This window comes from Streptomyces sp. CG 926 (assembly GCF_003148825.1).
Classification (GTDB): Bacteria; Actinomycetota; Actinomycetes; order Streptomycetales; family Streptomycetaceae; genus Streptomyces.
In genome coordinates, this window is the sequence record NZ_QGGZ01000041.1 from 1 (window position 1) to 1,828 (window position 1,828).

The 1,828-nt window shown below is 70.5% G+C and carries 2 protein-coding genes; both read right to left on the minus strand.

The window, feature by feature from the left end:
* Nucleotides 1-1,289: condensation domain-containing protein (locus BCL76_RS38360; RefSeq protein WP_258310167.1), on the minus strand; the 1,289-nt coding region annotated here is incomplete at its 3' end.
* The coding region (locus BCL76_RS38365; RefSeq protein ID WP_146228536.1) for a phosphopantetheine-binding protein at nucleotides 1,289-1,828 on the minus strand (540 nt) is incomplete at its 5' end. The genes BCL76_RS38360 and BCL76_RS38365, both read right to left, overlap by 1 nt.

Sequence of the window (1,828 nt, forward strand, 5' to 3'; positions counted from 1 at the left end):
TCGAACAGATCCGCCGACGCCACCACCGAACCACGCAACCCCGCAGGAACACCCACCCCGTCGAACACCTCCGTGACGGAAGCATCCAGGTCGAACTTCGCGGCGGACTCGCTGGTGGCCGGGCCGTTGTGGGTGACGGTCTCGGTCGGAGCCTGTGTGTCGCGGGCCTGGGCCGGTGCGTTGCTGCTGCCCGTGCCCGGCAGGTCGAGGACGGCCTCGCCGGTGTTCTGGACCTTCAGCATCACCTGGAACAGCGGGTGCCGGGCGAGGGAGCGGGCCGGGGCGAGTTCCTCCACGAGCTTCTCGAACGGCACCTCCTGGTGCTCGAAGGCCGCCCAGCCGGCCTGCCGTACCCGTGCGAGGAGTTCGGTGAAGGTCGGGTCGCCCGACACGTCGGTGCGCAGGACGAGGGAGTTGATGAAGAAGCCGACGAGGTCGTCGAGGGCGACGTCCGTACGGCCGGCGACCGTCGTGCCGATCGGGATGTCGGTGCCCGCGCCGAGGCGGGCGAGGACGGCCGCGAGGGCGGCCTGGAGCACCATGAAGGGGGTCACGCCCTCGGCCTTGGCGAGCTCGGCGAGGCGTGCATGGACCGAGGCGGGCACGGTCAGCGGGACCTTGTGGCCGCGGTGCGAGGGAAGCGCGGGACGGGAGCGGTCGGTGGGGAGCTCCAGCTCCTCCGGGATGTCGGCCAGCACGCCGCGCCAGTAGGCCATCTGCGTGGACAGCACACTGTCCGGGTCGTTCTCGTCGCCGAGCATTTCGCGCTGCCAGAGCGTGTAGTCGGCGTACTGGACCGGCAGCGGTTCCCAGTCGGGGGCCTGGCCGGCGGTGCGGGCCGCGTAGGCGACGGAGAGGTCGCGGGCCAGCGGGCGCTTGGACCAGCCGTCGCTGGCGATGTGGTGCGTCACCAGGACGAGTACCTGCTCGCCGCCGCCGGTGGAGAACAGCGAGGCACGGATCGGTATCTCGGCGGACAGGTCGAAGGTGTGCCCGAGGACGGCGGCGATCGCGCCGTCGAGCTCATCGGGGGCGACCTCGGCCACCGTCAGCGACCAGTCGAGGTCGGCCGGCTTCAGGATGTGCTGGTACGGCTCGCCGTCCGCGACCCGGTAGACCGTGCGCAGGACCTCGTGGCGGCCTATCACGTCCCGCAGGGCGGCGTCGAGCGCCGTCCCGTCGGTCTCGGCGGACAGGCGCAGCACGACCGGGATGTTGTACGTGGAACTCGGGCCCTCGGACTGGCTGAGGAACCACAACCGCCGCTGCGCGAAGGACAACGGGATCATCAGGACTCCTCCTGGTTACGCATGGGCCGCAACGCCGGCCGTGCTGTCTTCTGGTGGGCTAGTTGTTGTGCGAGTGCTGCCACGGTCGATGCTTCGAGGAGCACGCGGAGCGGGACCTCGACGCCGAGTTCGGCGCGGATCCTGCTGGTCAGGCGGACGGCGAGCAAGGAGTGGCCGCCGAGGGCGAAGAAGTCTTCGTCGACGCCGACTTCGGGGAGCCCCAGGAGTTCGGCGAAGGCCGCGCAGAGGATCTCCTCCTGGCGGTTGGCCGGCCCGCGTCCTGCCGAGGCGGAGTGCTCGGGGGCGGGGAGGTTTTTGCGGTCGAGCTTGCCGTTGGCGGTCAGCGGGAGCGCGTCCAGGACGACCACCGCGGACGGAACCATGTGGTCGGGAAGCCTGTCGCCGACGAACTGTCTTATGGATTCTGGGAGTTGTTCTTGTGCTTCGGGGTCGGTGGGGATGACGTAGGCGACGAGGCGGGTGTCTCCCGGGGTGTCCTCCCGGGCGATGACCGCCACCCGGGCCACCGCGCGATGCGC